The organism is Pseudomonas cerasi (assembly GCF_900074915.1).
GTDB lineage: Bacteria > Pseudomonadota > Gammaproteobacteria > Pseudomonadales > Pseudomonadaceae > Aquipseudomonas > Aquipseudomonas cerasi.
Genome location: NZ_LT222319.1, coordinates 1,685,511 through 1,707,066 on the forward strand (window position 1 = coordinate 1,685,511; position 21,556 = coordinate 1,707,066).

Consider the following 21,556-nt stretch of genomic DNA (forward strand, 5'->3'; position numbering starts at 1 on the left):
CCAAGCTCGATTGTGCCGCTTCTAATAAGTCTCGGCGTCGGTTTACGCCGAGGATGAGGCATAGCATTATGATGCCATTCGAAAGCAGGAGCATTAGTATGGCAGCTTGGATGGCGAGGTTAATGAATAGGCCATTTCAATGGTTTGAGTCTTTCGTTAAACCAGGAGATGATCTTGGCGTCAAAGGACTATATCGAATTTTTATTTTCGCATTATTAGTTGTTTCGGCGATTTTTTTAATCGATGTGGCATTGACCCTCTCCACAAATAAGGAGAGCGAACCAAGTCACGGGGTTTTTGGTGATTTTTTTGGCGGAGTGGCCAACCCTTTTTTGACGTTCCTTACATTTATGGGCTTGCTTCTGACAATAGTTGTTCAGAAAGTGGAACTAAGAGATTCAAGGGAGGAAATGAAGCGCTCCGCAGATGCTTTGAGTGAGCAGGTAGTGGCCTTCAGGAAGCAGAGCTTTGAGGTGACTTTTTTGAAAATGCTCGAGATTCACTCCGCGCTTACCCAGTCGATAGATCTGTTGTTAGTAAAAGCCAACAAGACCGTCACCGGGACAGACTGTATGGCTCGCTTCCATTTGAGGCTAAAAACAAAATACCGTAGTAAATTTAAAGGTAATGGAATGTCTTTTGACGGCATGACACTGCAAGGTATGGAGGAACTAAAATCTATGTATGTTGAGTATTGGGAGCCTACTAGAAAAAATTTGCATAGCTGGCATGAAAGCCTTTCAGTAATTCTGGGATATATTGAGTCGGAGTCCAGTTCAAATGAACCCTACCTGTCGATGGTATCTGCTCAGCTATCGGAATATGAAAAAATATTAGTTTTTTATCATGTTGCTCTTCACGATCAAGCTCGGTTGAAAAAGCTGGTTTTAGAGTTGGGTTTTTTGAGAAACTTACCCGCTGATCTTCTCCTTCATAAAAGTCATATGCAGTTGTTGCCGACGACGAGTTTTTTGTAGGACGACTGCAAGCGAGCGGGGTTGGTCTCTCGGAAAGCTAGGGTGCATCATTAGCCTGCAAGGTGTCTAAAAAATGGACGTGATTTAGACCTCTCGAGCATGGTGTGTACATTCGGCTGCCCAATCTCTGAATGTGCTACGAAACCGATGCGCAGTGATGACTCTGTCACTGCTACCACGCGGGCCTTTGCCCTCATCTTCGAGGTCTCTATGATCCACGCGACGCAGGGCCATCAACATGGCTATGTTGCTAATCGGTCCGTGCTCCTGGAAACAGTCGCGAGCTTCTTTGGATTCGTGGGAGCCTGTTTAGCTCAACTGCGGGGCACGTTGCAGAGCAAGCGTCAGCCAGCCGTAAACCTGAAGATCGATGGCTCGCAACGGCGCGTCGATCTGAAGGTGGATAATATCGACATAGCCTTCCTCATGGGCAAACTGCAATGGTTCATCGACCACTGACAGCAACGTTCAGAAACTCTACAATTCTCATCTTGGCCCTCACTGTATTAAGGGGTTAAGGCGTAAGCCCTGCATTGGTTTTGATCGAGCATTTCGTAGCGCTCACTTGCTGAAACCCAAAGAATTCAAAATCGAAAGGACTCTTCATGACTGCAGGTAGCAGAAGCCAATCCACCTCCACGGAACTGACTGGTGGGGCAGGATTCAACTACGAAGACCAAGTAGTGGCTTACTACCTCGTGGCGCTACTGCTCGAAGGACATGCGGCGGGATGTACCGGGGTGGTCAGGTCCGTTGCGGTACAGCAGGCGGCCGATCATCCGATGGATGATCTTATCGTGGAGATGAAGGACGAAGCCGGTAAGCGAGTGCTCGGCCTGCAAGTAAAACGTTCGTTGCGGCTCACTGCGGCGGCTAGCAATTCAGATTTTCTCAGCATTATGACTGCCGCTGCCGCTACCCGGCGGCTGCCGACTTTCCAGGTCGGCCGCGATGCCTATGGCTTTGTGACCGAGCATGTTGCGGTGGCGAGTTACCGTTCGATCAACCGGTTGATTGACTGGGCCCGCGCAGATGTCTTTGGAAAAGATTTTGCTAGGCGCTTCGAGGTCGGGGGAACTGCGGCCGCTTCAGAGCGTTCTTTGCGGACAGAACTGCAGCCGTTGACTGAGACACAGACAAAGAACGAAGAAAAGGACTTCTATCAACACCTTGTAGCGCTGCGTATTGACGGACTCGGTGAGGGCGGCATTTATCGTGGCGCCGTAATCACCCAGTTGAAAGGGGTGATCGCTAGCGATCAGGAAGGGCTTCCAGAGTTGTTGTTCAATCGGTTAACCGTTGTAGCGCTCCAGTTGCACGGGTGCTGTTCGCCAACTTGCTTTTGCGAATGCCGAAAAGAGCACTAATTTGGCCGAGGTTTTTCCATCTGCTCCGATGCTGGTGATGGGGACAGCCATGTTCATGACGTCCTGCGGTGTCATGCGATGCGAGGCATCAGCTTGCAGGTAAACACGCAATACATTGCCATCGCGACTAAAGTCGTTGGCATAAGCCGAGCCAAAATTGATTGCCAAAGTGGCATTGACGTCGGCAATTTGCAGGCCTAGGGCGCGCGCGTGAATGCGGTCGATCTCGACATACAACTGAGGGGCGTCCCCTTGGCCATCAGGGCGAACGCCTGCCAAGGCTGGGTTCTTCATCGCCAGGGCGATGATTGCGTTGCGCGCTTCAACAAGGCTACCCCGGTCCGATCCGCTGCGGTCTTCGATCTTCATCGAAAAGCCAGTTGCGTTACCCAACGAAGGGATAGGAGGAAGGTTGAGCGGATACACCGTCGCGCCTGCGATCTCGCTCACGGCTGCCATGGTGCCGCCAATCAACGCCTCCACGCCGTCGCCTTTGCCCGTCCGCTCTTCCCAAGGTATCAAGTCCACGAACGACATAGCTGCGGACTGGCTTTGCCCTGAAAAGTTGTAGCCGATAATCGACATCACATTGCGCACTTCAGGTTGTGTACGCAGGTACGCTTCGGCCTTGGCAACCGCTACTTTTGTTTGGGCCATGGTTGCACTGGGAGGGGCGTCGTAGTTAATCATGTACGAGCCCTGGTCTTCGGTCGGGAGGTAACCACCAGGCAAGCGCATGAACATCAACACGGTGATGGCCAACACCACCAGGAACGCGGCCAACCAACGCAGTGGCGCGCTGGTCATTGTGCCCACGGCGTTCGCGTAGCGATCCGTTGCGCGGCCAAAACGTCGATTGAATCCGTCGAAGAAGCGTTGCAGTAGGCTTCGATGGGCCGGGTGAGGTTCAGCATTGCCACGGTAAGCCGGTTGCGCATGGGCTTTCAGCAAAGTAGCGCAGAGGGCCGGGGTAAGCGTCAGTGCCAGGACCGCAGAGAAAAAAATCGATACCGCGAGCGTGACTGAGAACTGTCGATAAATACCCCCGGTAGAACCGGGCACGAAGGCCATGGGGACGAACACAGCCACCAACACCAACGTAATGCCAATAATGGCGCCACGTATCTGACCCATTGCCTTGACGGTGGCGCGCCGAGGTGACAGTCCTTCCTGTGCCATCAACCGCTCGACGTTTTCCACGACCACGATGGCATCGTCAACCAGAATAGCAATGCCAACCCCAAGGTTCCGCCCAGATTGCGCGACATGTTGTAAAGGCCTGCGGCATCGCCAGCATCCTGGGTTTCGACCGAGCGCATTGACAGCTGACTAAGGGGCATCATGACCAGGATTTGCCCGAAACCCCTTAGCAGTTGAGACAGTACGAAATCGTGACCAACGCTAGTCGCTGTCAGATACGTGTCCACATAACAACTTGCCCAATAGAGAACCAGCCCTAGCCCTATAAGCAGGCGGGCATCGCCTCGGCCCAGTATTTTGGGTAAAAGCGGCAGCAGCAGGAAGGCCGGGATACCTGATAGCAGCATGATCGATCCGGATTGCTGTGCGTTATAGCCAGACAGGACTCCCAAGAATTGAGGAACGAGATAGGCCGTACCATAGAGCCCTGCACCTACCGCTGTGCCGATCAGTAGCACGCTGCCAAAAGTACTGTTGGCCAGTAATCTCAGACGCAATATCGAGTCATTCGACGTAAATTGGCTGAGCGCGAGCATCATGAATCCAGAAATCATCGCGACGCTCAGCCAGATAATCAGCGTCGAATCAAACCAGTGCTCACGTTGGCCCTCTTCAAGGACGACGGTCAGGGAGCTAAGGCCCATGGCGAGACCAATGATTCCGAGCCAATCTGCTTTGATGAACCGCTCAAGGTTTGCTCGCTCTGCCGGAAGTCCGGTCAGCAACAACGTAATCAGTGCAATGCTGATAGGCAGGTTGAGAAAGAAGCACCATTTCCAGCTGATATTTTCGGTCAGCCAGCCGCCAATCACCGGGCCGAGTAACGGTCCTAGAATGGCTGTCATGCCGAACAACGTCGTGCCAATGGGGAGTTGATGGGCGGGCAGGCGGGTACGGATAATGGTTTGCGCGGTAGGAATCATCGCTCCCCCTGCAAAGCCTTGTCCGACGCGCCCCGCGATCATTGCCCCCAAACTTGAAGACAGTCCGCAGAAGAGCGAAAATAAGGTAAACATCATGGCGGTCCCTATTAGAAACCGCCTCAGGCCAAGTACTCGCGTCAGCCAAGCTGCGAGCGGAATCATCACGATTTCAGACATCAGGTAGCCGGTTGCGATCCAGGTGCCTTCTGTGCCGGTAGCGCCAATCTGCCCTTGAATTTGAGGGAGGGCCGAGTTAGTGATGGATATGTCCAGGGTGGCTAAAAGAGCGCCTAATGAACCCGCTGCCACAGCTATCCAGTCAGTTAGCGAGGCGTTTGGGACAGCTTGTTCTATCGAGGAGACGGTTGATGTCTCAGCCATGGTAGGCATCCGAGCCGCCAGTGCGAGTATCAACATCTACAGTGGCGGAAAGGCCGGGAACAATCGCATTTCGCAGTTCGGCAGGGATCTCCAGGCGAATTCGCACCGGAACACGCTGAACGATTTTGGTGAAGTTGCCGGTAGCGTTCGAGGGGGGGAGCAGTGCGAATTGCGCACCCGTGCCAGGTGCCAGGCTGTCGATTTTGCCATGCAACTCAGAGCGGGGTAATGCATCGACATGCACTGTGACCGATTGGCCTGCGTGCATATCGCCAATTTGGGTCTCCTTGTAATTAGCAGTGAGGTAGATCGCATCCATTGGTACTACGGTTAGCAGTCGTGTACCCGGCTGTACATACTGACCGACCCGAACACCTCGGTCTGCAATTCGACCGTCCAGCGGGCTGCGGATTAAGCCGTCATCGACATCAAGCTGCGCCTGCGTGTCACCGCCACTGTAAAAATGACCCCCTAACGCCAACCTAGAATTGACCCCCCTGGGTAAAACTGGCGGCTTTGAGCTGCCAATATGTTGACCCAGGAGCAGTCTGTGGAAATTAAAGTGTTGGCCCGTCAGGGCCATGGCATCAAATTCATCGCCCGTGAGCTGGGTATTTCGCGTAACACCGTGCGCAAGTACCTGCGAAAGGCCCGGTCGCTACCCAGTGACAAGGTGAGACCCGCACGTCCGTGCAAAATCGACCCCTTCAAGGACTACCTGCACGAGCGTATTGAGGCGGCGCGCCCACACTGGATTCCGGCGACCGTCCTGCTGCGTGAGATCACGGCATTGGGGTACAGCGGCGGCGTCAGTCGTCTGAAGGCTTATATTCGCCCCTTCAAACGTAAGGCAGAAGAGCCGGTGGTACGTTTCGAGACACTGCCCGGCAAGCAGATACAGGTGGACTTCACCACCATTCGACGAGGCCGTCAGCCGCTTAAGGCGTTCGTGGCGACACTTGGTTTTAGTCGAGCAAGCTTTGTCCGTTTCTCCGAGCGAGAGGACAGCGAAGCCTGGCTGACAGGGCTTCGGGAGGCGTTCGCTTACTTTGGCGGCGTGCCCGAGCAGGCATTGTTTGATAACGCCGGAACCATCATCACCGAGCGAGATGCTTTTGGGGAGGGCCAGCACCGTTGGCATCCCCGATTGGCTGCGCTGGCCGATGAGTTTGGTTTTATTCCCAAGGTCTGCCGCCCTTACCGTGCCCAGACCAAGGGCAAGGTTGAGCGCTTCAACGGGTATCTGAAGGGCAGTTTCATTACCCCGTTGGCCGCTACGCTCAAGAGTGCGGGTCTGACGCTGGATGTGGTGACGGCCAACGCACATATCGGCCAATGGCTCGACGAAGTCGCTCATCAGCGGATTCACGGCACGACGGGTGTTCAACCGGCGGTACGTCTGGCCCAAGAGCAGCAGGTACTATTACCACTGCCAACACAGAGCCTGCGCCCGCAACCCGCCCAAGGCCTACGCCTGGGACGGGTCCTGCCGTACGAGAGCTTGCAGCATCCGCTGTCGGTTTATGAGCAACTGCTGGAGGTGAGAGCATGAACCTTCAACATGCTCGCCTGACAGAACTATGCAAGGGGCTAAAGCTTGAGCGCGTCGGGGTGGACTGGCCGCACCTGGCCCAACAAGCAGCAAGCGGCGAAGACAGCTTTGCCGACTTCCTCGAAAAGCTGCTGGCTGCCGAGACCGATGCCCGAAGTGAACGCTCTCGACAGGCCCTGCTGAAAACTGCCGCGCTGCCCGCTGTGAAAACGCTGGAGCAATACGACTTCGCGTTTGCCACCGGCGTCCCCCGGGCACAGCTCCAGGAGCTGGCAGCACTGAGTTTTGTTGGACGTGCCGAGAACATCGTGTTCCTGGGGCCTAGTGGTGTAGGCAAGAGCCACCTGGCTATCGCCCTGGCCTACCGGGCAGTGATGGCCGGTATCAAAACCCGCTTCGTCACGGCGGCTGACTTGATGCTGCAACTGACCGCTGCGCACCGCCAGGAACGGCTCAAGGAATACTTCAGTCGTGTGGTGATGGCCCCTGGGTTGTTGGTCATCGATGAAATCGGCTACCTGCCGTTTGGTCGTGATGAAGCCAACCTGTTCTTCAATGTTGTCGCCAAGCGCTACGAGCAAGGCAGCCTGATCCTCACGAGTAACTTGCCGTTTACCCAGTGGGCCGGAACCTTTGCGGATGATCAAACACTGACAGCGGCCATGCTGGACAGGCTGTTACATCATGCCCATATCGTGCAGATGACAGGTGAAAGCTATCGACTCAAGGACAAGCGCAAAGCAGGAACCAAATCTTCTCGGGCCGAACCGGCTCGAAAATATGAACCCGAGGGGGGTCAAAACTAAGTTGGCGATTTAGCACGGAAGGGGGTCACTTTTTAGTTGGCGTTGACACCTGCGCCTCGCTTGCCTGTGGGACGCCTACTTGCGCATGTGCCTGCTTGAGTTGAGCTTGCAGGGTTGCGTAGTGACTTTGGCTCGAACGAAGAGCCGCTTGTTTTGCTGTTACGCTACTGCTCGCCTGCGCTAATTCGTTCTTGAGTTGCGCAAGACGCTCTTCAGGTTCTGCGCCCGAGCGAGCAAGCGGGGCGTAGCGCTCAACCTCTGCCTGTGCGTGACGAAAATCCGCCCGACTCCCTTGAAGTTCTGCGCGTGCCTGCGCAATTGCGGCATTTTGTTGATTGAGATCCGCCTCTGCTTTGGCCAAGTCCGCCTCCTTGGCTGCGGTAGTAGCTGCTGCCTGCTCACGGGCGGCTTGATACTTTCTCGTGTCGAGACGGACAAGGATGTCTCCGCGCTTCACGCTCTGGTTATCGACGACCAGAAGCTCTCCCACGTATCCATTTATCTTTGGGGCAATGCTGATGGTGTCTGCTTGCAGGTAGGCGTCGTCCGTCGTTTGGATAAAGCGGCCCTCAAACCACCAATACCCCGCCCAGGCGATGCCAGCCACCACCGCGACGGCTCCCAGCCCTAACAATATCCGGCTTGTTTTCCCACGTTGGTTGCTGTCGACGCCAGCGGGTTGAGGCACGTCAGATATTGCGCCCATCTACAACTCCAAATTTATACCAGTTGTAACAAAATCAGATTTCCGTGAATGTTTGTCAAGTGGTATATTTTGGCTCTGCACATTTTGGGGCACGTGATGGCACGGCACAGACCAGCTGTTGAGGGCGGGTATCAGCGCGGAGAAGAGACGCGAGCGAGGATTATCAATACCGCATTGGTCGTCTTCGCAGATCGCGGTTTTGAAGGTGCGTCCACGAGAGAGATAGCAGCAGCCGCTGGAGTCAATGCACCTGCCATCCAGTATTACTTCGACAGCAAAGAAGGCGTGTATCTGGAGTGTGTTAAGCACGTCATCGCGTTGCTGTGGGAGCAAGTTGGCGACTCCGTTGAAACCGCCGAGCGAGCACTGGTAGGCCCTGACGACGACGCGATTTTTATCGCAGGCGTATTAGGCATTCTAGGCGCCGTCATCTCATTGATTCGCGATGATCCCCAGACCGCCGCATGGAGGCCTTTCCTTGATCGCCATCAGGCGGACGTCGGGCCAGCCAGCGCTTCAATTGTTTTTGATGAATGGTTCAAGGGTCGCATAGGTCGCGTTTTTCAGGAGTTGCTAGCGCGTTTGATGAAGCTTCCAGTGGAAGATGAAAGCATCGTCATCCACTCCTTCGCTTTCTTTTCGCATGCACTGGCATTCAGGGCTCAAAGGACCGGCATCCTCCGATCTTTTGGTTGGACGGAAATAGATCAACCGGGTATGGAACGCATCAGGGATGTTGCTCTCATCCATGCCAGATTCACGTTAGAGGGCCTGATTAGGCAGAGGGCGTGATTGCCAGCGTGCAAGATAGTCGTTCGGGGGTGAATACCACTGTTGCACTGGGCCTGCGGATCATTTGCGCATGAGGGCATTGAAGTAGCTTGTGAATACCCTTGGAATTTCAATTTTTATGAAGTCATCCCGCGCATCGGGATGGTCCTGACAGATTTGTAGAAGACCTATCGGCAAGCCCAACGTCGCCATGACATGCCGCCTACGTTGTGCCTCATCGTAGTCAGGCATCCTGGTCCGCAGGGCAAAATCATAGGTTTGGAAAATATCGTCAACCAGTTCGGGAGCCCCATTTTTCTCCCGCTCTTTTTCGTTATCAGCTGAAACCAGGCAATCTGGGTTCTGCGCCAGATACTCCACCAGCGGCATGGTGAGTTTTTGCACCATTTCCTCGGTACTGATAGTGATCCAATCTTCAGCGCTAACACGACGTATAACCTGCATCAGGTCGTTGATGGCCTGAACGTGGCGTAGTCGCAGGGCGCCAAGAACTGCTTCCTTATTGGGAAAAAAATGATACAGCGACCCTATCGCTGTGCCGGACTCTTTCGCGATCAGGTTCATCGTCAGTCCTGCGCGGCCGTTTCTGACAATCAGCCGAGCGCAGCCCTCAAGGATGCGAGCGGTGCGTTCATAGCCTCGCGCTTGCTGGGGCACGCGGGGAGTATCTTGAGCTGGAGATGACATTGGATAGGCTAGTTAGTCAGGGGATGACAATTATGACTGAAAAAGTACATCTCCGAGATTAAGAAAAAAATAGAATAAATCGTCCACTTTTGTCTGATGTTGGGGCACCATGTTCACTCAAACAGGTCTGAGCGGCTTGTCAGAGGTTCGGCGCGGCGAAAAGTGTTCATGGAGAAGGAATCTGGATATGCACAAAATTGCAGTGGCGTTTTTGGTGGCGTTTGGCAGTGCCTGTAGTTTCGACGCGCCAGCGGCAGAGATTACAGGAGCTGTAGGTGCTACCAGCCAAGGCGGTATGACGTATCGGCTTGGTGCAGGATTCGCATGGGATACGTCCTGGCTGAATACCTCAACAGGACGACTGACCGGTTACTGGGACGCTGGTTATACCTACTGGGCCGCCGGGGATAAGGGCTCGTCGGCTAGCTCTGTCTCGTTCGCTCCAGTTCTGGTTTATGAGTTTGCGGGGGATACCGTTAAGCCCTATATAGAAGCTGGTATCGGTGTCGCTGGGTTTTCCAGTACTCATGCGGGCGAGCAGGACCTAGGATCGTCTTTCAACTTTGAGGACCGCATCGGCTTGGGTCTGAAATTTGGTGAAGGACAAAAAGTGGGTTTGCGCGCGATCCATTATTCAAACGCTGGCATCAAAGAGCCCAATGACGGCATCGAATCCTTCTCGGTGTTTTACAGTCACGAGCTTTGACGTCCCTGGATACCAATGAGGGCGTGTGACAGCGCCTTCAGAGCGCTTGATTCAAAGCCGCAGCGGGTGGGGGGGGCGGCCGCGTACTGGTAATCTGTCTTCCTCCCCTTTTGGCTACTGCCGTTTAGATACGAGGCGCTGTCTAGTGCCGCGAAACTGTCGCAATGATATCCCAGAAAAACTGAACTAGAATAAATCCTCTACGGTCACACCCAGTGATGCGCTTATCAGACGCCCAATCAGACGCCCAATGAGTTGGGTGGACGCGTGAATCGCGGCGATTTGGGCCGAGGCTTGATAAGCATGCAGGTCTACAAAATCAATACGCATTTCGGTCGAGGTATTCATGAATCTGAATTTTCTGAAAACGGTGACATTGGCCCCGCACGCGCTGCGTTTTGGGCGCGGGAAGGTCATTGCCCTTGCTTTAAGTGCTAGCGCACTTCTTGCAGGTTGTGCCGGAAATCCGCCAAGCGAGCAATACGCGGTGACTCAGTCAGCAGTGAATAGTGCTGTTAGTGCTGGAGGGACAGAATTTGCAGCGGTTGAGATGAAGTCCGCCCAGGACAAGTTCAAGCAGGCAGAACTGGCCATGCACGACGAACGCTACGACGAAGCCAGGCGTCTCGCTGAGCAGGCAGAGTGGGATGCACGGGTAGCGGAACGTAAAGCCCAAGCATCAAAAGCAGCTAGGGCTGTCCAGGATGCTCATCAAGGCGTTGAGGATCTTCGGGATGAAGGGATGCGGGCGACTCAGTAAAAAACGTTCGGTATCAACCTCACGAATCGACTGAAGGAATAATTGATGAACAAGCATTTTATGATCCCCGCCTTGCTGGCCATCACCGCAGGCCTCGCCGCATGTGCTACGGATCCAAACCCCAGCCTGGAACAGGCTCGAACCGCTTACTCGGCGCTGCAAAGCAACCCGCACGCCAGCACCTTGGCGGCGCTGGAGACCCAAGATGCGTCGCAGTGGCTGGACAAATCCGACAAAGCCTTCCGCGAAGGCGAGGACAAAAAGGCCGTTGACCAGATGGCGTATCTCACTAGTCAGCGCATTGCCTTGGCGAATGAAACCATACAACTGCGCAGTGCTGAAAATGAACTCAAAAACTCAGCCGCTCGCCGCGCTCAGGCACGACTAGATGCGCGCGATGCGCAAATCAAGAGCCTGCAAAACAGTTTGAACGCCAAGCAAACTGATCGCGGTTCAGTGGTGACTTTTGGAGACGTACTGTTTGACTACAACAAATCTCAGTTGAAATCGGGAGCGTTTGTAAACATCACTCGTCTGGCGCAGTTCCTTCAGAGCAATCCTGACCGAAAAGTAATTGTTGAGGGATACACCGACAGCACTGGATCGGCTTCGTATAACCAAAACCTGTCAGAAAGCCGCGCCACTTCGGTTATGTCTGCGCTGGTTCGTGCTGGTATTGAGCCCTCGCGCATAGTCGCCCAGGGTTACGGCAAAGAGTACCCGATTGCCGACAACATCAGCGATGCAGGGCGCGCTCAAAACCGTCGTGTTGAAGTGACTATTTCTAACGATAACCAACCGGTTGCCCCGAGGGCGTCCCTACGCTAAGGCGTGCGTCAATATCACCTTTGTGGAACGTGATCAATTCCGGTGGGGATCGAGCTTTGTTGCGTGTCGATTAATGCACCCTCCTTTTTAATGCGAGGGGGCAACCGCCGGACTGCATTGCACGTATTTACTGAGAGTCAGAAGGTTCATTATGAGAATTAAAGCGGCGATTTTTTTGAGTACCGCCTATGTGAGCCTTGCCGCACCGTATGTGTTGGCGGACAGCGTGGTTTTGAAAAATGGCGACCGTCTCAGCGGAAATATCATTTTTTTGGATGGTGCAAATTTAGTGTTGAACACCACTGTTGCCGCTGACCGAAAACTGACCCAGTAGAGGCTGTTCTGCCGACTGAAAACTGACCCAGGTGTTCAACTGCTTCTGCTCACTTTTTGAGCAGGAGAACACAGGGTGATCAGCATGGAAATGTTGGGAAAAATCCGGCGGATGTACTTCCGCGACAAGCTCTCGCTGCATCAGATAGCCAAGCGTACCGGGCTGTCGAGAAACACCATCCGAAAATGGGTCAGAGCGCCCGAAGCCAATCAACCAGCGTACCAACGGTGCGCATCCTTCAATAAGCTCAACCCTTTTCACGAGACCTTAGAGCAGGCGCTCAAGGCTGATTCGTTCCGGCCAAAACACAACCGTAGGAGCGCCAAGGCACTTTTTGAGCAGATCAAGGCCGAGGGTTATGACGGCGGTTACAGCCAGCTCACGGCGTTTGTCCGCTCTTGGCGGTGCGAGCAAGGCAAGTCTGTACGCGCTTTTGTACCGCTGACTTTTGCCCTCGGTGAGGCCTTTCAGTTTGACTGGAGCGAAGAAGGCCTGCTGATCGGTGGCCTGTTTCGACGTATCCAGGTCTCCCATATGAAGCTGTGCGCAAGTCGCGCGTTCTGGTTGGTTGCGTACCCCAGTCAAGGCCACGAGATGCTGTTTGATGCCCATACACGTTCGTTTGGAGCGTTGGGTGGCGTGCCACGTCGCGGCATCTACGACAACATGAAAACGGCTGTCGACAAGGTTAACAAAGGCAAAGGCCGCACGGTCAATGCCCGGTTTTCCGTGATGTGCGCGCACTATCTGTTCGATCCGGACTTCTGCAACGTGGCCTCTGGCTGGGAGAAAGGCATCGTCGAAAAGAACGTGCAAGACAGCCGGAGGCGAATCTGGCTCGATGCTCAAAATTGCATGTTCCATACCTTCGAGGAGCTGAACGTCTGGCTCGGCCAACGCTGTCGTACGCTCTGGGCTGAACTTGTACATCCGCAGTACAACGGTTTGACGGTGGCAGAAGCCCTGGAGCTGGAGCAGGCTGAAATGATGCCGATGCCGACGGCCTTTGATGGCTACGTGGAACGCACCGTCCGTGTCTCTAGCACCTGCCTGATCAGCGTGGCGCGCAATCGTTGTTCGGTGCCTTGCGAGCGTGTGGATCAATGGGTCAGCAGCCGTTTGTACCCTTCGCGAATCGTGGTCATTGCCGACGAAACGGTGATCGCCAGTCACGAGCGCCTCTTTGATCGAGATCAGATCGGTTTTGACTGGCAGCACTACATCCCACTCATCGAACGCAAGCCTGGTGCACTGCGCAATGGCGCTCCATTTGCTGATCTGCCAAAACCGTTACAGCTTCTTAAACGCGGACTGAGGCGTCACACCAACGGTGATCGAATCATGATGCAGGTACTGGCTGCTGTGCCCATCGCCGGTCTCGAACCAGTGCTGGTGGCGGTGGAGCTGGTACTTGAATCGGGAAGTCTGAGCGCCGATCACATCCTCAATGTCGTTGCCCGCCTGACCTCCACCGCACCACCTCCCTGTGTAGAAACCAGCCTGCAACTCAAAGTGGCGCCGGTTGCCAATACAGCACGCTACGACCGGCTCCGTACGACCGATGAGGAGAATCGCAATGCGTGACCTAATGACTGAACTCAAAGAACTGCGCCTGCACGGCATGGCCAGTGCTTGGGAAGAACTGGTCTCTCAAGGAACAGCGTCGACGGCTTCATCGAAATGGCTGCTGGAACATCTGCTTCAGCAGGAACATGCGGATCGCGCGGTGCGCTCGGTGAATCATCAGATGAACATGGCAAAACTCCCCATGCACCGTGACTTAGCTGGCTTTGACTTCAGCGCTTCCAGCGCTGATGCCCGGCTGGTCAGCGATCTATCCAGCTTGGCGTTCACTGAAACCGCGCAGAATGTCGTGTTCATCGGCGGCCCTGGCACCGGGAAAACACACCTGGCCAGTGCCTTGGCTGTATCCGGAATCACGGCCTACAACAAACGCGTGCGCTTCTTTTCCACGGTGGATCTGGTGAATCTGCTGGAGCGTGAGAAGTACGATGGCAAGGCAGGGCGAATCGCCCAGGCACTGCTGCGCACAGACCTGGTGATACTGGATGAACTCGGATATTTGCCCTTCAGCCAAAGCGGTGGCGCCCTGTTATTTCACCTGCTGTCCAAACTGTACGAACACACCAGCGTGGTCATCACCACCAACCTGAGCTTCTCGGAATGGTCGAGTGTGTTTGGCGACGCCAAGATGACCACCGCGTTGCTGGATCGGCTGACACACCACTGCCACATCGTCGAAACGGGCAACGAGTCCTACCGCCTACAACACAGCACATTGGCTGCCCAGACAAAGATCAAAACACGCGAACGAAAGCGAAAGGACGGAAATGATATCGAGGACGATGAGCCATTTTGATCCGCACCATAAATGCCCTGCTGCATGCGGTGGGGCTTGATGCGTCTTCAATCGGAACACTGCTGCTAAGCTTATCCACAATTGCTGGGGCAAAAATCAGCAATCCGTCCTGGGTCAATTTTCAATCGGCAGGGTGGGTCAGTTTTCAATCAGCGCCAACATTGGGCGTACCGCTGCATAAAAAAAGCTCCTATTCAGGAGCTTTTTTTTATTTCGAGTACTCTAGGCAATGTTGAGAGTCTATGTCAGGAGCTCCCGGTCTGCCTATGAAAGCGGAAAACCTATGTATTAAGTTTGGAAGAAATTTTGGCGAGACTGCAGCTATAATTTTTTGGCTGCTTAGTGAGGAATATTTAATGACGGTTAATTGTTCGAAATCAACTATATATGGCGCCGTGCCTTTTTCCAAGGGCGGTAAAAAATGGGTGCTCAGATTATTGGCTTGGTTTATGAGGTTGTTGAGAGATGTAAAGTCTCCCCCTGTTGCTTTTTCGAGATATTTTTCATATTTATCGTGTGTGCGGCACTTGGCGAGCAATAAGCTATAGTCTGTGGAGCAACGCGTAATGTCACACGCCGGTGTTAAAATAATCCAAGTTTCAGTTTCGTACTCAATGATGTCGCCAGTCATTAATTTGCTTCTTGTAACTGGGTAGATATAGCTTTCTTGAGGGTGGCATTTTGTAGTGCTTGTAACTGTTAAAATACTATCAGCTACGTTTTCAAGAATAACTCTTAGTGCTGATTCGGCAGGGATTGAGGTTGCTCCAACAGATAGTCTGGTTGCTACGCCACCGTGAAACAGCGGAGCAAGTTCTTTGTTAAGAAGCAAAAAGGATTGCCTCATTAAAGCTATAAGCTTTAGCTTGGTTTTTATCCATTGAAAAATTTTAGTTTCAGCTTCCGTTTCTTTAGTGAATTTCGCCATCGAAGCATTGTCGATGGCGGATTGCTCTACGTCTGTTGGCTTGCCGGTGAGAATGGCAATCGGGCAAGGAGATATCTGTCTAAGCTGTTTGATAAATTCATTACCGATCTCAACAGCGCTGCATTCTGCATTGCCCGCTTCAATTTTTAAATCTGTTACTATTACATCGAACCTTGATGTTTCTAGAGCGAGTTTTGCTAGTTCTATATTTTCTACGGTTTTTGAAATGATTTGAAATTCATTGCCTTCTTTGTTGAAAAATTCTACTTCTTTGCTGAAGTTGTCTCTTAAGCTTTTTTCATCTCCAATAAATAATAAATTAATTTGATTAAGTATCATTTTTCAGTCCTTTGATAGTTATTTTGAAGATGCATCCGATTTCCGAGTCCAGCAATTCTATTGATCCGCCAATTCGAGCTAGCGTCTCCCTTGAAATCGCTAATCCCAAGCCTTGTCCTTCAGATGTCTTAGTGCTGAAGCCGGCTTCAAATATGGAGTTTCTGTATTGCTCTGAGATCCCTGGACCATTATCTGCAACCGTAATTTCTATTTCGTCGCCCACAGTGGATAATATTATTTTTACAATTGGTGTTTTGGTTTTATGCTTGGATAGCCAATAAATTGAATTGTTGATCATGTTGATTAGGGCTGTCTGAATTTCATCGCCGTAACCAAGGTATTTAGGTTTGGAATTGCCTTCGAACTCAATAGCTACACCCTCTTCAGATGCTAGTATTGATAGTATGTCAACTGAAGATGCTATAGGGTCATGCACGTCTTGAATCGAAGGGGGGCCGGACTTTTTAGTCGCTAAGGGATCGAGCTGTATTAAAAGTTTTTCCATTCTTTTGTTTTGAGCAGAGTTGTCACTGATACGGTTTTTATATTCATCTTTTAAAGCTTTGTTTTCTTCTGCTGGCTTGGTTAGGGAAACTCTGAAAAAGACTTCCAAATCTGGTGAAATACGCCAGTCCCAAGCACTGAACGGTTGAGTCCCGATGAAGCAGATGTCCTTCGCTGACGCCGAATACGCTGGCAAACGCAAACAAACCCGCCGTGAACGCTTCCTGATCGAGATGGATCAGGTCGTGCCCTGGAATGGCTTGGTCAAACTGATCGAGCCACACTATCCAAAGGGCGAAGGTGGTCGCCCTGCCTATCCGTTGATGGCGATGTTGCGGGTTCATCTGATGCAAAACTGGTTCGGCTACAGCGATCCGGCCATGGAAGAATCGCTCTACGAAACCACAATTCTGCGACAGTTTGCAGGACTGCACCTGGATCGGATTCCGGACGAAACCACGATCCTCAATTTCCGCCGACTGCTGGAGAAACATGAGCTGGCCGGTGGGATTTTGCAGGTCATCAATGGCTATTTGGGCGACCGTGGTTTGTTGCTGCGCCAGGGCACCGTGGTCGATGCAACGATCATCCATGCGGCGAGTTCGACCAAGAACGAGGACGGAAAACGTGACCCTGAAATGCACCAGACGAAGAAAGGAAATCAATATTTCTTCGGGATGAAAGCGCACATCGGTGTCGATGCCGAATCCGGTTTGGTGCATAGCGTGGTGGGCACGGCGGCGAATGTAGCTGACGTAACTCAGGTCGACCAGTTACTGCACGGAGAAGAAACTTACGTCTCTGGCGACGCGGGCTACACCGGTGTCGAAAAGCGTCCCGAGCATCAAAATCGCCAAATGATATGGTCGATTGCAGCGCGGCCCAGCAGTTATAAAAAGCATGCAAAGGAAAGTCTGATCGGGCGCATGCGTCGCAAAATCGAATACGCGAAAGCTCAACTGCGCGCCAAGGTTGAGCATCCGTTTCGAGTGATCAAACGCCAGTTTGGTTATACGAAAGTACGCTTCCGAGGCCTGCTGAAAAACACTGCGCAGCAGACCACGCTATTTGCTCTGTCCAATCTGTGGATGATGCGAAAACGACTGCTGAATACAGGAGAGGTGCGCCTGTAATGTGGACAATTGACGCTAAAAAGCGCTTGTCCGAAGAAAAAAGAGGAGTTGGGCGAGGCAAAGGTCTGATTTTCGATTGAAACGACGTTTTTTGAAACTTTGAAGCAACGGGAGGGTTAAAAAGTCTGCCTACTTCAGACCTTCCTTAGTACTGCCCAGTCAAGCGCAATATGACGAAGAACTCCTCCAATAGACTTTAGTGGCGTGCGAAACTCGTGTAGTACCTCCGCTATTATGTTGCCTAAAGTTGCTCTAGCTTCAAGTACTCTCTCATGAGCTATTTGTTCAGTTAGTTTCTTTTTCAGATCTTCCTGGGCTGACTCGATAATTATTCGAGCTGCTGGTCTTTTATTGGCCGGTATTTCCGAAAGCACTTTCTCTTTCCAAGTGAATTCTGCAGCTTCGATAAAATTTTCATGTCGGCTCTTTCTTTTACCTTTTCCTGTGCCCTCACGAACGTTTCGGCGCATGGGTTCAATAGTCGTGCCCAACAAATCTGTAATCTTTTGTAAGCACCATTAGCTTCAAGGCCTTCTCGACTGCTCCGCTCAATGAGGTCACTGCTTTTCTCATCAGCAATGAATATGAAGCCAGCTATTTGGTTAGGGCCAATACGCATTGAGGGATTATCAACCTTACGTCTGCTAAGCTCCAGCCAGTCCTGATCCTTATCACCATATGGTCTAATTCTAAACGAATCTCTATAAATACCCACTCCTGTCATTTCGTCTAGAATTTGTCTCGCCGCTCGTTTACCATATCCGGTCAGCTTTGCTCTTTCAATCAGTTGATCTATAGATGACGCTTCTCGATCAAATATAAGTAGACGTATTTTTACATCTCCACAAGGAGCTAGTCCGGAATCTTCTGCAATATCAAAGTTTCCTGATATTTTCTCTGAAAAAGGCTTTCCTAATGCATTGAATGTCATTAGGCCCTCAAACTTACCAGAATTATCAAACTCTCCCGTAACTACGTAGTCGGCACTCTCCAGTATAGGCGCGGGCTCGATTTTTGTTGGCGTTTTACCCGCAGTATCTATTAATGGTAATGGTATGGATTTTTTAAACGCTTTGGTCAGATCTAAGTATATTGAGAATTTTGGAATTGAATGACTGCTACTTTTTGCGTCTTCTTTCTTCAGTGGAGATACTAGTCGACGCAGCTCCCGATATAGCTCAAGAATTTCATTCGAGACCCATTCATCTCTAAGATTTCTTATTCTTATCGTTGTACCGGTTGTGTGATCAGGTGGTCGAAAAGACTTTCTAATTTGTATTGGCACTTGATCTAGATATTTTTCACCGTCAAAGCTTTTCCAGTTTATTCGTACCGTAGTTATCTCTACGCTTAGCTTATCCTCGCTGAGAGCTGCGGTAACTAACGTCATCGAGTCTCCTAACCTGGACGCTGCAAAGCGACCTATCCCTTTAGAACCAAGTAGTTTTCTACCTTTATCTGAATGTGTTTTTTTTACTTTATGTTCTGTAGCGGGCTCCATCCATGATCCAATTAATGTTTCATACTTCATTCCGTGACCTAGGTCTAGGATCTCTATACTTGTAGATGTTTGCAGGTTGTTAGATATAAACTTTATTATGGAAAAAGGAGAGTCTGCATCATGAGAGTTTTTTACCAGTTCTACTATGGCTGCCACAGGGCCACTGACTAATTTGTCACCGATGGTCCTAATTAGGGTTTGTCTGAAAAGTCAGCCCGCAAGCATCTTTCGATGCAGGCCAGTGTGACCATGGCTTTAAAGCTGCTGGCCAGTTTGTCGTAACGCGTACAGATCCGACGTTTTTCCTTAAGCCAGCTGAATACTCGCTCAATAACGTTGCGTTTTTTGTACTGAGGCCTGTCAAACAGCCGAGGCAAGCCGGGTCGAGGCTTGCGATGCATCTTGCGCAGCGGAATCACCGGCTGCATGCCGTAGCGGTCGCAGTACTGACGTATAACCTGACTGTCATAACCCTTGTCGGCAAGCACATAACGGCAACGCTTGCGCGGGCGACCCCTGCTGCCAGGAAGGCTGATCTGATCCAGCAACGGCATGAAGTGGCGCGAGTCAGCCTGCTCGCCGGGCGACAGCATGATGGCCAGCGGGAAGCCATGACTGTCGCAGGCGAGGTGTATTTTGGTGGTCAGTCCGCCCCTGCTTCGGCCGAGACAGTGGTGTTGCGGTTCCTGCGGGCCCCTTTTTTTCCAGCACCGCTGGCAGCCCGGGCGGCCCGGATTGACGTGGAATCGACCATCCAGGTATCCAGATCGATAAACCCGTCTTCTCGCAAACGAAGATGAAGGTGGCGCAGAACCTGCTTGAACGTGCCGTTGTCACGCCATTGCCTGAAGCGCTGGTAAACGGTCTTCCAAGGCCCAAAACGTTCTGGAAGATCCCGCCATTTGGCGCCAGAGCACAAAATCCAGAAGATTCCATCAAGCATCTGACGATCATCGCGCCTTGGCCGCCCCATGTGTTGAGGAGGGGAAACAATGGCTTCAATGATCGCCCAACGCTCAGATGAAATTTCATAACGGCCTGTCATGACGGCTCTCCTGGCAACCAGAGGGCATCATTCTAACGAACGCGACTTTTCAGACAATCCCTAGTCTTGCTCTAGGCTTAAAATTATAAATTTTCACTAATTTTTCCTTCAATCAGTGGTTTTCGCTTCGTTTTAACTATTTTTTTCTATCGAAATCAATATTTTCTGTTTATAGCATGGCTTTTTGCCACTTTCAAGTATTAAGGCTTTTATTGTAGAGTTGCAGCGCCCAAATCTATAATCTAAGGTTCATATTGATTGACGAAATGAAGTCTTGAAAATTTGAAGTATTACAGATACTAAAAGGCCGGGAAATCACGTCCCGGCCCTACAGTATCAGTCAACACTCCTGCAAATCAATCCCAGCTCAAAGCCCCACCCGTCTGATACTCAATAACCCGAGTCTCAAAGAAGTTCTTCTCTTTCTTCAGGTCCATGATCTCGCTCATCCAAGGGAACGGGTTGGTCGTCCCTGGATACTCTTCCTTCAAGCCAATCTGGCTCAGACGACGGTTCGCGATGAATTTCAGATAGTCTTCCATCATCGCCGCGTTCATGCCCAGCACGCCGCGGGGCATGGTGTCGCGGGCGTATTCGATTTCCAGCTGGGTGCCTTGCAGGATCATCTGCGTGGCTTCTTCTTTCATCTCGGCATCCCACAGGTGTGGGTTTTCGATTTTGATCTGGTTAATCACGTCGATGCCGAAGTTCAGGTGCATGGACTCGTCGCGCAGGATGTACTGGAACTGCTCGGCGACGCCGGTCATCTTGTTGCGGCGGCCCATGGAGAGGATCTGGGTGAAGCCGCAATAGAAGAAGATGCCTTCCAGTACGCAGTAGTAAGCGATCAGGTTGCGCAGCAGCTCTTTGTCGGTTTCGACGGTGCCGGTTTCGAACTTCGGATCGGAGATCGAACGGGTGTACTTCAGGCCCCAGGCCGCTTTTTTAGCGACCGATGGGATCTCGTGGTACATGTTGAAGATCTCGCCTTCATCCATGGCCAGCGATTCGATGCAGTACTGGTAGGCGTGGGTGTGGATCGCTTCTTCGAAGGCCTGGCGCAGGATGTATTGGCGGCACTCCGGGTTGGTGATCAGGCGGTACACGGCCAGCACCAGGTTGTTGGCAACCAGCGAGTCGGCAGTGGAGAAGAAGCCCAGGTTGCGCATGACGATGCGGCGCTCGTCGTCGGTCAGGCCTTCCGGGTTTTTCCAGAGGGCGATGTCGGCGGTCATGTTGACTTCTTGCGGCATCCAGTGGTTTGCGCAACCGTCCAGGTACTTCTGCCAGGCCCAGTCGTACTTGAAAGGTACGAGCTGGTTGAGGTCGGCGCGGCAGTTGATCATCATTTTTTCGTCAACGGCGACGCGGGCGCTGGCGCCTTCGAGCTCGGCCAGGCCTTCAGCGACGTCCAGTGCGTCCAGCGCTTTCTTGGCGCGGATCAGGGCAGCGGAGTCGGCGGCGGTTACGGCGCGAGCTTCCTGGGCTGCGAGGCCACCGGCGCTGTCGAGGCGGTCCATGTTGGCTTCGTTGGCGTGGCCGGCGTTGGTCGCTTTGGCGACTACTTCGCCGTCTTCTTTATCGAATTCGTCCCAGCTCAGCATGGTGTACTTCTCCTGCTTGAGGGTCAGTCGGGTGGACTGGCCTGTTGGATCCAGAGGGGGTGTTGCTTGCTTTTAAGGTGTTGCGCGCAAGGAACATGAATTT

General features: G+C 52.2%; 22 protein-coding genes and 1 pseudogene. 13 read left to right on the forward strand and 10 right to left on the reverse strand.

Annotation, left to right across the window (positions count from 1 at the left end; translation table 11 throughout):
* Positions 1 to 98 precede the first annotated feature (98 nt).
* The 3 genes from PCPL58_RS10155 to PCPL58_RS29370 all read left to right on the forward strand — a co-directional run bounded on the left by PCPL58_RS10155 (position 99) and on the right by PCPL58_RS29370 (position 2,344).
* Positions 99 to 977, forward strand: coding sequence for a putative phage abortive infection protein (locus PCPL58_RS10155; protein WP_029290798.1), 879 nt, complete (start codon positions 99 to 101; stop codon positions 975 to 977).
* Positions 978 to 1,124: 147 nt separating this feature from the next.
* A complete protein-coding gene (locus tag PCPL58_RS30795) occupies positions 1,125 to 1,436 on the forward strand; it encodes a hypothetical protein (protein ID WP_065349342.1) in 312 nt (103 codons plus the stop codon).
* Positions 1,437 to 1,582: 146 nt separating this feature from the next.
* Positions 1,583 to 2,344, forward strand: coding sequence for a hypothetical protein (locus tag PCPL58_RS29370; RefSeq protein WP_173926062.1), 762 nt, complete (start codon positions 1,583 to 1,585; stop codon positions 2,342 to 2,344).
* Here the strand turns inward: PCPL58_RS29370 and PCPL58_RS10165 are convergent.
* The 3 genes and pseudogenes from PCPL58_RS10165 to PCPL58_RS10175 all read right to left on the reverse strand — a co-directional run.
* Positions 2,270 to 3,583 (reverse strand): annotated as a pseudogene (locus PCPL58_RS10165) (efflux RND transporter permease subunit); the annotation flags it as partial. The gene PCPL58_RS29370 and the pseudogene PCPL58_RS10165 overlap by 75 nt on opposite strands.
* Positions 3,523 to 4,848 carry a DHA2 family efflux MFS transporter permease subunit gene (locus PCPL58_RS10170; RefSeq protein WP_232002915.1) on the reverse strand — a complete coding sequence of 442 codons (1,326 nt, stop codon included), beginning with the start codon at positions 4,846 to 4,848 and terminating at the stop codon, positions 3,523 to 3,525. The gene PCPL58_RS10170 and the pseudogene PCPL58_RS10165, both read right to left, overlap by 61 nt.
* Positions 4,841 to 5,431: an HlyD family secretion protein gene (locus PCPL58_RS10175; RefSeq protein WP_232002917.1), complete on the reverse strand. Its 591-nt coding sequence runs from the start codon at positions 5,429 to 5,431 to the stop codon at positions 4,841 to 4,843. Before PCPL58_RS10175 ends, PCPL58_RS10170 begins: the two co-directional genes overlap by 8 nt.
* Between PCPL58_RS10175 and istA (PCPL58_RS10180) the strand changes: the two genes are divergently transcribed.
* Both istA (PCPL58_RS10180) and istB (PCPL58_RS10185) read left to right on the forward strand, forming a co-directional pair.
* The gene (gene istA, locus PCPL58_RS10180; protein WP_002551322.1) at positions 5,378 to 6,400 is read left to right on the forward strand and encodes an IS21-like element ISPsy4 family transposase; all 1,023 of its coding nucleotides are present in this window, start codon (positions 5,378 to 5,380) and stop codon (positions 6,398 to 6,400) included. The genes PCPL58_RS10175 and istA (PCPL58_RS10180) overlap by 54 nt on opposite strands.
* Positions 6,397 to 7,206 (forward strand): IS21-like element ISPsy4 family helper ATPase IstB, encoded by an 810-nt coding sequence (gene istB, locus PCPL58_RS10185; RefSeq protein ID WP_005741073.1) that lies wholly within the window; start codon positions 6,397 to 6,399, stop codon positions 7,204 to 7,206. Before istA (PCPL58_RS10180) ends, istB (PCPL58_RS10185) begins: the two co-directional genes overlap by 4 nt.
* Positions 7,207 to 7,231: 25 nt before the next feature.
* Here the strand turns inward: istB (PCPL58_RS10185) and PCPL58_RS10190 are convergent, their stop codons facing one another.
* A complete protein-coding gene (locus tag PCPL58_RS10190) occupies positions 7,232 to 7,912 on the reverse strand; it encodes an HlyD family secretion protein (protein WP_083188363.1) in 681 nt (226 codons plus the stop codon).
* A 96-nt stretch (positions 7,913 to 8,008) separates the two neighbouring features.
* Here PCPL58_RS10190 and PCPL58_RS10195 point away from each other — a divergent pair, with 96 nt between their 5' ends.
* Positions 8,009 to 8,704, forward strand: a complete 696-nt coding sequence (locus tag PCPL58_RS10195; RefSeq protein ID WP_065351033.1) for a CerR family C-terminal domain-containing protein — start codon at positions 8,009 to 8,011, stop codon at positions 8,702 to 8,704.
* Positions 8,705 to 8,764: 60 nt separating this feature from the next.
* On the opposite strand, the gene PCPL58_RS10200 is transcribed toward PCPL58_RS10195, so the two are convergent.
* The gene (locus tag PCPL58_RS10200) at positions 8,765 to 9,391 is read right to left on the reverse strand and encodes a TetR/AcrR family transcriptional regulator (RefSeq protein ID WP_083188364.1); all 627 of its coding nucleotides are present in this window, start codon (positions 9,389 to 9,391) and stop codon (positions 8,765 to 8,767) included.
* Between the two features lie 187 nt (positions 9,392 to 9,578).
* On the opposite strand from PCPL58_RS10200, the gene PCPL58_RS10205 reads away from it, so the two are divergent.
* The 6 genes from PCPL58_RS10205 to istB (PCPL58_RS10230) all read left to right on the forward strand — a co-directional run bounded on the left by PCPL58_RS10205 (position 9,579) and on the right by istB (PCPL58_RS10230) (position 14,399).
* On the forward strand, positions 9,579 to 10,097 hold the full coding sequence (locus tag PCPL58_RS10205) for an acyloxyacyl hydrolase (RefSeq protein WP_003419257.1): 519 nt from the start codon (positions 9,579 to 9,581) through the stop codon (positions 10,095 to 10,097).
* 346 nt (positions 10,098 to 10,443) lie between these two features.
* On the forward strand, positions 10,444 to 10,857 hold the full coding sequence (locus tag PCPL58_RS10210; protein ID WP_065349345.1) for a DUF4398 domain-containing protein: 414 nt from the start codon (positions 10,444 to 10,446) through the stop codon (positions 10,855 to 10,857).
* A gap of 45 nt (positions 10,858 to 10,902) precedes the next feature.
* A complete protein-coding gene (locus tag PCPL58_RS10215) occupies positions 10,903 to 11,685 on the forward strand; it encodes an OmpA family protein (protein ID WP_065349346.1) in 783 nt (260 codons plus the stop codon).
* Positions 11,686 to 11,836: 151 nt separating this feature from the next.
* Positions 11,837 to 12,019 carry a hypothetical protein gene (locus tag PCPL58_RS10220; RefSeq protein ID WP_065349347.1) on the forward strand — a complete coding sequence of 61 codons (183 nt, stop codon included), beginning with the start codon at positions 11,837 to 11,839 and terminating at the stop codon, positions 12,017 to 12,019.
* 84 nt (positions 12,020 to 12,103) lie between these two features.
* Entirely contained in the window at positions 12,104 to 13,603 is a 1,500-nt protein-coding gene (istA, locus tag PCPL58_RS10225) for an IS21-like element ISPsy20 family transposase (RefSeq protein ID WP_104685642.1), read from the forward strand.
* Positions 13,596 to 14,399: an IS21-like element ISPsy20 family helper ATPase IstB gene (gene istB / locus PCPL58_RS10230; RefSeq protein WP_031598096.1), complete on the forward strand. Its 804-nt coding sequence runs from the start codon at positions 13,596 to 13,598 to the stop codon at positions 14,397 to 14,399. The genes istA (PCPL58_RS10225) and istB (PCPL58_RS10230) overlap by 8 nt, the downstream gene beginning before the upstream one ends.
* A gap of 208 nt (positions 14,400 to 14,607) precedes the next feature.
* Here istB (PCPL58_RS10230) and PCPL58_RS10235 read toward each other — a convergent pair whose 3' ends face one another.
* Positions 14,608 to 15,666 carry a DNA-binding transcriptional response regulator gene (locus tag PCPL58_RS10235; RefSeq protein WP_232002918.1) on the reverse strand — a complete coding sequence of 353 codons (1,059 nt, stop codon included), beginning with the start codon at positions 15,664 to 15,666 and terminating at the stop codon, positions 14,608 to 14,610.
* Positions 15,656 to 16,279 carry a sensor histidine kinase gene (locus PCPL58_RS10240; RefSeq protein WP_065349349.1) on the reverse strand — a complete coding sequence of 208 codons (624 nt, stop codon included), beginning with the start codon at positions 16,277 to 16,279 and terminating at the stop codon, positions 15,656 to 15,658. Before PCPL58_RS10240 ends, PCPL58_RS10235 begins: the two co-directional genes overlap by 11 nt.
* 46 nt (positions 16,280 to 16,325) lie before the next feature.
* Between PCPL58_RS10240 and PCPL58_RS10245 the strand changes: the two genes are divergently transcribed.
* Positions 16,326 to 17,303, forward strand: a complete 978-nt coding sequence (locus tag PCPL58_RS10245) for an IS5 family transposase (RefSeq protein WP_065348561.1) — start codon at positions 16,326 to 16,328, stop codon at positions 17,301 to 17,303.
* A gap of 328 nt (positions 17,304 to 17,631) precedes the next feature.
* On the opposite strand, the gene PCPL58_RS29375 is transcribed toward PCPL58_RS10245, so the two are convergent.
* The 3 genes from PCPL58_RS29375 to PCPL58_RS10265 all read right to left on the reverse strand — a co-directional run bounded on the left by PCPL58_RS29375 (position 17,632) and on the right by PCPL58_RS10265 (position 21,453).
* The gene (locus tag PCPL58_RS29375; protein WP_232002920.1) at positions 17,632 to 18,960 is read right to left on the reverse strand and encodes an ATP-binding protein; all 1,329 of its coding nucleotides are present in this window, start codon (positions 18,958 to 18,960) and stop codon (positions 17,632 to 17,634) included.
* 35 nt (positions 18,961 to 18,995) lie between these two features.
* A protein-coding gene (locus PCPL58_RS29380) for an IS5 family transposase (protein ID WP_102136180.1) occupies positions 18,996 to 19,849 on the reverse strand; the annotation gives its coding sequence in 2 pieces (ribosomal slippage) (positions 18,996 to 19,501 and positions 19,501 to 19,849; 855 coding nt in all).
* A 356-nt stretch (positions 19,850 to 20,205) separates the two neighbouring features.
* On the reverse strand, positions 20,206 to 21,453 hold the full coding sequence (locus PCPL58_RS10265) for a ribonucleotide-diphosphate reductase subunit beta (protein WP_002554639.1): 1,248 nt from the start codon (positions 21,451 to 21,453) through the stop codon (positions 20,206 to 20,208).
* Between the last annotated feature and the right edge of the window lie 103 nt (positions 21,454 to 21,556).

What these genes read in the sequence shown, in the direction of transcription:
- PCPL58_RS10155 (WP_029290798.1), top strand. Translation starts at nt 99, where the DNA reads ATGGCAGCTTGGATGGCGAGGTTAATGAATAGGCCATTTCAATGGTTT.
- PCPL58_RS30795 (WP_065349342.1), top strand. Translation starts at nt 1,125, where the DNA reads ATGCGCAGTGATGACTCTGTCACTGCTACCACGCGGGCCTTTGCCCTC.
- PCPL58_RS29370 (WP_173926062.1), top strand. Translation starts at nt 1,583, where the DNA reads ATGACTGCAGGTAGCAGAAGCCAATCCACCTCCACGGAACTGACTGGT.
- PCPL58_RS10170 (WP_232002915.1), bottom strand. Translation starts at nt 4,848, where the DNA reads ATGGCTGAGACATCAACCGTCTCCTCGATAGAACAAGCTGTCCCAAAC.
- istA (WP_002551322.1), top strand. Translation starts at nt 5,378, where the DNA reads ATGTTGACCCAGGAGCAGTCTGTGGAAATTAAAGTGTTGGCCCGTCAG.
- PCPL58_RS10175 (WP_232002917.1), bottom strand. Translation starts at nt 5,431, where the DNA reads ATGGCCCTGACGGGCCAACACTTTAATTTCCACAGACTGCTCCTGGGT.
- istB (WP_005741073.1), top strand. Translation starts at nt 6,397, where the DNA reads ATGAACCTTCAACATGCTCGCCTGACAGAACTATGCAAGGGGCTAAAG.
- PCPL58_RS10190 (WP_083188363.1), bottom strand. Translation starts at nt 7,912, where the DNA reads ATGGGCGCAATATCTGACGTGCCTCAACCCGCTGGCGTCGACAGCAAC.
- PCPL58_RS10195 (WP_065351033.1), top strand. Translation starts at nt 8,009, where the DNA reads ATGGCACGGCACAGACCAGCTGTTGAGGGCGGGTATCAGCGCGGAGAA.
- PCPL58_RS10200 (WP_083188364.1), bottom strand. Translation starts at nt 9,391, where the DNA reads ATGTCATCTCCAGCTCAAGATACTCCCCGCGTGCCCCAGCAAGCGCGA.
- PCPL58_RS10205 (WP_003419257.1), top strand. Translation starts at nt 9,579, where the DNA reads ATGCACAAAATTGCAGTGGCGTTTTTGGTGGCGTTTGGCAGTGCCTGT.
- PCPL58_RS10210 (WP_065349345.1), top strand. Translation starts at nt 10,444, where the DNA reads ATGAATCTGAATTTTCTGAAAACGGTGACATTGGCCCCGCACGCGCTG.
- PCPL58_RS10215 (WP_065349346.1), top strand. Translation starts at nt 10,903, where the DNA reads ATGAACAAGCATTTTATGATCCCCGCCTTGCTGGCCATCACCGCAGGC.
- PCPL58_RS10220 (WP_065349347.1), top strand. Translation starts at nt 11,837, where the DNA reads ATGAGAATTAAAGCGGCGATTTTTTTGAGTACCGCCTATGTGAGCCTT.
- istA (WP_104685642.1), top strand. Translation starts at nt 12,104, where the DNA reads ATGGAAATGTTGGGAAAAATCCGGCGGATGTACTTCCGCGACAAGCTC.
- istB (WP_031598096.1), top strand. Translation starts at nt 13,596, where the DNA reads ATGCGTGACCTAATGACTGAACTCAAAGAACTGCGCCTGCACGGCATG.
- PCPL58_RS10235 (WP_232002918.1), bottom strand. Translation starts at nt 15,666, where the DNA reads ATGATACTTAATCAAATTAATTTATTATTTATTGGAGATGAAAAAAGC.
- PCPL58_RS10245 (WP_065348561.1), top strand. Translation starts at nt 16,326, where the DNA reads ATGAAGCAGATGTCCTTCGCTGACGCCGAATACGCTGGCAAACGCAAA.
- PCPL58_RS10265 (WP_002554639.1), bottom strand. Translation starts at nt 21,453, where the DNA reads ATGCTGAGCTGGGACGAATTCGATAAAGAAGACGGCGAAGTAGTCGCC.